The sequence below is a fragment of the Glycomyces luteolus genome (genome assembly GCF_027622875.1).
Lineage (GTDB): Bacteria > Actinomycetota > Actinomycetes > Mycobacteriales > Micromonosporaceae > Glycomyces > Glycomyces luteolus.
This window is the reverse complement of the sequence record NZ_JAPZVP010000040.1, coordinates 1-6415: the sequence shown is the minus strand read 5'-3', so window position 1 is coordinate 6415 and position 6415 is coordinate 1. Positions and strand designations below refer to the sequence as shown.

Sequence of the window (6415 nt, the reverse complement as noted above, 5' to 3'; positions counted from 1 at the left end):
GGTTCTCCTTGGCGTTCAACAGGATTCAGCACCCGTATGATCGCCCGGACCGTGTCTGCACTGTCATTGCACCCCAACCCGTCTCACCACCGCGAACCCGACATCACCGGCCTTCGCCCGCGCCCTGCTTCAGAACGCGCTCGCGAGCCGCTGCAGGGATCCGGGCATAGAGCAGTTCGAAGGCGTCCTGCTCAGCCTGCGTCTCGATCGCTAGTCCTGCCGCAAGGCGGCGTAGGACGCGGTCCAAGTCCTTGGCGGGGCCGGTGAAGTCCTCTCCGGCAAGGACTAGGAGGTCGTCGGCTTCGAGTGTCGCCGACTGGGCGACCCATCCTGCGACCGTCTCGACAAAGGGCCTTCCCGTACTGACTCGGCGTTTGGCCGAGATGAACGCGCGGCGCCCGTCAGAGAAGGTCACCCGGATATCGTCGGTCGGATCGGAGGTCTCGAAGTCGAGTCGGACCGGATGGACGTCTTCTGGAAGATCAAGGCCAGAAACGGGCCGACCCCGGAGTCCATGCACTGCCAGATGGGTGGCGACCGCACAGCGGAAGACACTGCCGACCTCGTTAGCTTGCCCAGCCCTGCTCAAAACCGTCCCAATCCGCGACCCCCACGGCTTATGGATCTCAACATCACGAAGGACCGCGTTCTCGTGACGACCGCCCTTGGCTCAATTTAGCGAACCACGTTCACGGATGCCGCGTAGAGATCCTCTCCAGGTCGGTTTGCCAGCAAGCGGGAGGCAGCGCCCAGGTGATCTTGCTCAGGGCAGGCCAATCGGGTGGTGGGCCCTGCGGTCATCGATCCGGCTAACGGTCAACCAGGCGACAATGAATCTGAGGTTTCGGGAGGAGAAAACGGGACCATGGCTATGGTGCCCGGCAGGCTACTGAGGAATCCAGTACAGTTACACAGTGGTGAATGAGGCTCACGGTAAGTTGGGGCACCCGGCGGTCGCGCTTGTCGCCAACGCGCTAGCGGAACTCGAACGCGGCATTAAACTTGTCGAGCGCCCGGGCCCGACCAGTCACACGGTTCTCGTCGGCACCGGTTTCGAAACCCCTTCCGTAACCACCGCACTCGGTCGGTATCTCGTCGGCGCGCTGGCTAACGTCGTCGGACTCGACGCCCGCCTGTCAGAGGAGCTCCTCGCCGAGTGGCCTAACGCCCGGGCCGAACTGGATCTCGACCTCCTTGAACTGCTGGGACCCGACAACAACTTCGCCGACCCGACCGCTGCCTTGACCCGGGACGACACGAGAAACCCCTGGATCGCGGAAGGTCTCCTTCACGCACTTCTGGTAGTCCGAGCCCGGACGGTCACGGGCCTGCTCCCCGGCACGGTCCATGCGATCCAAGACCTGCACACCAATGTGAAGAGCCCTGGAATCGACTTGCTGGCGATCTACGATGACGACGTCACCGCCGTCATGATCGGCGAATGCAAGGCGACGAAGTCGAACGGCACTGACAACCTCAGGAAAGCCGCTCACTTCTTCCGAAAAGTCGACGCTGGCGAATACGGCCGCGAACTTCGCAAATCGATCGGCGCCCTCCGGACAGTCCTGCCCGAGACGCTCCGGCCCAAGGTTACCAACGCACTGTGGCAAAATCGCCGCTGTTATGTCCCTGCGATCGCGTTCGCAGAAAAATTCGACCCACACAAGGAGCGGCAACACCTCGCCGAACTCCAGCCACCCCCCACTCACCGTCGTCTGATCTCGATCGAGCTGGTCGACTTCGAGGGCTTCTTCGACGCCGTGGCCGATGCAATGCGCGCAGCCGTAGTCGAGGTGACGTTCTAAGTGTTCAACCGAGGCATCAACCAGCTACTGCAGGCACTACCGCAGCTTGACGACCTCGATGCCGACCACGTGCGGCGACTGCTCACCCGAGCCTGGTTCGAGGCCGAGACTCGGCGACACCTGGGCGGACAACCCCCGGACATGGCTGCTGCGGTAGAGGAATTGCGCCGATTGGCAACCGCGCTTGAAGCGCACCTGATTCTCGTCACCGGCCTCGACCCGCATACGGTCCGAGCCTCAGCGTTCGTCGCTGCCGAGGCACTCGACATCGCAGCCGGGCACGCTGAGCCCGAGCCGGCGCGAGCGCTCCTGGGCGACCAGCTCCGGTATGAGCGCGTCGAGACGGGTCTGCTGTACCTCATCGCGGGATACGACCCCAACGCCGCGGTCGTGGCTCGGACGGTGAGCGCCGCTGCTGGCGCGGGCGCTGAACCGCTCCCGGCCACAGAGGCCTGGCTCCTGCAGATCGTCATCGCGTACCTGACCCTGCAAACCAGTGGCATCGCACCACCACCCACCCCCACCGGCACCCTTCAGTCGTTGCGCGAACGGGTCCGCGACGCGATCATGCGCCGCCTCGGTGGCGCCGTCGCAGGCCACCTGCGGTGGCTCGCCTATCGTGACGGCAACGACGCACCCCTCCGCGACATCGCCGAGATTATTGAGCTGCTTGAAACCCCGGGCGGCTTCGGGACGGCCGCCGAGCAACACTCCGACCTCCACCACCTAGCCGTCTTGCTGCACACCGCGATAGCAGGGACGACCGGCCGCGCCCTTCGAAATGTCCCGCCCCCTCCCGACGATGGCGGGCGATTCCAAGCCTTCCAGCGCGACCAAGCCCGGACCCGACCTCTGTTGTGGCCCGCCGCCGCCGACTACGCTCAGCAGAACCTGCCCGGACCGCGCGGCCACGCCGTCGTCACTGTGCCAACCGGCGCCGGCAAGTCGGCCGTCGCCGACCTCGCAATTGCTCAGGCACTCAACAACGGCTGGGTGCTCTACCTCGCCCCCACCAACGCGCTTGCCGGGCAGATCCGACGCCAACTCGATGCGGCATTCGGCGACGAGCAATCAACTGAGGTCCGAGAAATCGCCGGCGGCATGGAGTACAGCAATCTGGAAGCTCGGGTCCTCGAGACTATCGGCGGGCAGCAAATCCTTGTGATGACACCCGAGAAATGCACCCTCGCGCTGCGCCAAAACCCAGAGGCGTTCGCGGAGCTGAGCCTGTGCGTGGTCGACGAGGCTCATATGCTTGGCGACCGAAACTCACGGGCGTTGGTCACTGAACTCGCGATCGCGGAGATCTTGTATCGCTCTCCATACGTGCGAATGCTGATGCTCTCGGCACTCATCGCCAACCCAGAAGCGGTCGCCGAATGGCTCTCCAACGCCACCGAAGCCGACACCGTACTGGTCAACAACCCCTGGAGGCCCACACGGACGCTTCGTGCCATCGTCGGCGTCGAAAAGAACATCCTGGACGAGCACTGTCAACAGGCCGAGCGCAAGTTGTCCACAATGGCAGCACGGCTGAAGAACCTCCAACTGCAGCTTCCGCTCACCCTCATCGGCGGACTTCACGGCGCCTGGACCAGCCGCGATCGCAATGACTTCGCGCTCATCCGCACCCAGATGACCACCCAGCTCGACTTTCACAGAGACAAGAAACTAGTCAGAGCTGGCTATCTGAACAAGACCGCCGCCGCAATCTCCCAAAGCCTCGCCGAGCAGGGATACCACGTTCTGGTGTTCCTCCCGTTCAATCGCCAGCACTGCTTCACCGTTGCCGAAGCCATCACCGGCCCCCTCTCGTCCGGCAACATCGGGCAGCTCAACGCCGAGACCGCAGCGCTACTGACACTCGCCGAATCCGAACTCGGCGGCACCTCCGTACTCAAGGCTCTCCTTGAGAAAGGCGTGACTGTCCATACCGCAGCCATGCTCCCGGAGGAGCGCCGCGCCAGTGAAATTGCCTACGAACAAGGCACCGCCACCGTCATGTTCGCCACCGGCACCATGGCACAAGGACTCAACCTTCCGGCCACCGCCGTCGTCATCGGCGGCACCAAAGTCGGCGGCGGACGTCAAGACCACGGCCCCGAGACTGAGGCACGAAGCCGGGCATACCTGCTCAACGCCATCGGCCGCGCGGGCAGGGCTACTGTCGCGGCCCGTTCAATGGCCATCCTCATTCCTGACAAGCTCGCGCAGATCCCCACTCACCTTCGCACCATGACCAACCGGCCTCCCTTCCTGGATGAAGAGGACGCCTCAACGGAAATCGAAAGCCATCTTCGAGGGCTTCTGGAACGGAACTTGAGCGGCGATTTGGACGTGCACCGGCTTCCAATCGACGACCAAACCGCCTTCACCATCCTGTCCTTCCGTCCCGACGGTGAGACCTCGGGCGCAGTGCTGCGCCGGTCCTGGGCCGGCACGTATCCGGACCTCGCATCCCACGTCAACCAAGCTGCCCAACGCTTCGAAGCAGCCAGCGCCGACTACCTCTCCAGTCAGGAGAGTCCTGCCTGGGTATCCGCGGCCGCGCACCGAGCAGGTATTAGCCTGCCCGTCGCCGTCGGTCTGCACCAACTGCTCAAACCGTTGCTCACGGCAGGAACTTCGCCAGAGACAGTTTCCGATTGGTCCGAGCTGATGATCGACCTGGTGAGCGGTCTTGACGCGGACTGCCTCCGCTTGGCGCTCCCCTTGGACCCCTTCAAGTCGACCCGGATCGCCGAAATTCACGCCGAAGCCCCGGCCATGAGAAGTACAGGCTGGCAAGCACTCCGCAACACCATGAATAGCTGGCTTGACGGACGGCCGCTCTTGACGATCGCCGAGCAGTCCGAGCGGACTGCGCCCGGGAACAACCTCGGCAGAACTGGAGACGCGCCCCTGCCGCGAACCTGGAAGGTCGTCGACATCGGATTCGGCTTCCGGATGACCATGATTGCCGGCGGCATCGGCGCGATTATCACTGAAGGGCTCGCCAAGGAACCTGACGGTCCCTGGGAGCTCAATCAGCGAAGCCAACGCGCGCTCGGCTTGCTGCCATTGGGCATCCGCTACGGAGCCGCCGCGCCATCAACCATCGCATGGATGCGGGCTGGAGCACGTCCCAGAACCGTCGCGCATCTATTGGATGAACTGCTCCCGGCACCAGAGGCCCTCGACGACGAAGGTCTTCAGCAATGGGCCTGGCAGGAGCTCAGATCCGTGCGACAAGGTCGCACGCCGCTCGGAAGAACTGAGGCCGAGCAGCAGGTCGTTCGAGCGCTTGCGGAGGCCGGATAATCGGCGAGTATCGCAGCCCCGCGAGAGACAGCGGTCTGAATTTTCGCTGTCTCACGGTCCCCGGTGCTGTTGGCCATGGTGATATTGCTCCGAAACTTATTGGTTGATCATCGCGTGTGGTTGTTGTGGGCGATGATCTGAGGGTGGACATGCGCAGGCTCTCACCGTCGCAGCAGGAGACGCTGCGGAAGCGGGTGATGGCCGCGGTCCGGGACGGCATGAGCATCGCTGAGGCGGTGCGGGTGTTCGGGGTCTCGCGTGGTTCGGTCGGGAACTGGAAGGCGCGCTTCGATACCGGCGGCGCGGTCGGCTTGGATTCGGGGACACCAGGCCGACGGGTCGGTGAGCAGACCAAGCTGTCGACTTCGGAGGCCGAGGCCCTTCGGGTCGATCGTGGACTACGAGCCCGATGATCTTGAGCTGGGCGGGAAGTTGTGGACCCGCCGCAAGGTCTGCGTCCTGGCCGAACGATTGTTCGGGGTGTCGTTCACCGAGCAAGGAATGGGCAAGCTGCTGCGGCGCATGGGCTTCAGCTTCCAGCGGCCCGACAAGCGGGCGATCGAAGCCGATCCGGAGGCGATGCGCGAGTGGGTAGAGGAGACCTATCCCGCCCTGCGCGAGCGGGCCCGCTCCGAGGGGGCGGTGGTCTTGTTCGGCGACCAGGTCGGGGTCCGCTCCGATCAACTGTCCGGGCGTACTTGGGGTCGCAAGGGACAGACATCGACCACGGCGCGGACCGGGAACCGGTTCGGGCTCAGCGCGATGTCGACCATCTCCACCAGGGGCGACCTGCACTTCACGATCTTGAGGGACACGTTCAACGCCGAGGTCTTCATCGTCTTCCTCGACCGGCTGCTGGGCCAGTTCGAGGAGAAGATCCACCTCGTCGTCGACGGGCACTCCGCCCACCGCGCCAAGAAGGTCGGGAATGGGTCGCCGACCGGAACGACCGGATCGAGCTGCATTTCTTGCCCGCCTACGCCCCGCACCCGGGCCCCGACGAGCTGGCGGGCGCCGATCTGAAGCACACGCTCGCCGACCAGGTCATCACCGACCGGGCCCAGATGGAGCGATCGGTCCGGGCGTTCTTCCACTGCGTTCAGAAGCTCCCGACCCGTGTGCTCAGCTACTTCCAAGCGCCGCATACGAAGTACGTCAGCTCAACCATCGAGTTCGACTGTGCGGTACTACGGTGGAGCAAATTCCTCCCGGAATCCGTCGGCCGCATTGTGAAGGAACGACCGTGACCCTACAGCGACACTTCACCGCTTCCGTCTGCGTCTTCAATGACGAAGGCGCGATGCTGCTCG

6 protein-coding genes are annotated in these 6415 nt (G+C 64.1%); 5 read left to right on the top strand and 1 reads right to left on the bottom strand.

The window, feature by feature from the left end; genetic code table 11:
* Window positions 1-103: 103 nt before the first annotated feature.
* Complete coding sequence (locus O1R50_RS26065; RefSeq protein WP_270113188.1) at window positions 104-415, bottom strand: hypothetical protein; 312 nt, start codon at window positions 413-415, stop codon at window positions 104-106.
* 499 nt (window positions 416-914) lie between these two features.
* On the opposite strand from O1R50_RS26065, the gene O1R50_RS26060 reads away from it, so the two are divergent.
* The 5 genes from O1R50_RS26060 to O1R50_RS26040 all read left to right on the top strand — a co-directional run bounded on the left by O1R50_RS26060 (window position 915) and on the right by O1R50_RS26040 (window position 6352).
* Window positions 915-1805, top strand: a complete 891-nt coding sequence (locus O1R50_RS26060; RefSeq protein WP_270113187.1) for a hypothetical protein — start codon at window positions 915-917, stop codon at window positions 1803-1805.
* Window positions 1806-5105, top strand: coding sequence for a DEAD/DEAH box helicase (locus O1R50_RS26055; RefSeq protein ID WP_270113186.1), 3300 nt, complete (start codon window positions 1806-1808; stop codon window positions 5103-5105).
* A gap of 125 nt (window positions 5106-5230) precedes the next feature.
* Entirely contained in the window at window positions 5231-5518 is a 288-nt protein-coding gene (locus tag O1R50_RS26050; protein WP_270113185.1) for a helix-turn-helix domain-containing protein, read from the top strand.
* Window positions 5499-6128 carry an IS630 family transposase gene (locus O1R50_RS26045; protein WP_270113184.1) on the top strand — a complete coding sequence of 210 codons (630 nt, stop codon included), beginning with the start codon at window positions 5499-5501 and terminating at the stop codon, window positions 6126-6128. Before O1R50_RS26050 ends, O1R50_RS26045 begins: the two co-directional genes overlap by 20 nt.
* A complete protein-coding gene (locus O1R50_RS26040) occupies window positions 6074-6352 on the top strand; it encodes a hypothetical protein (protein WP_270113189.1) in 279 nt (92 codons plus the stop codon). Before O1R50_RS26045 ends, O1R50_RS26040 begins: the two co-directional genes overlap by 55 nt.
* Window positions 6353-6415 lie beyond the last annotated feature (63 nt).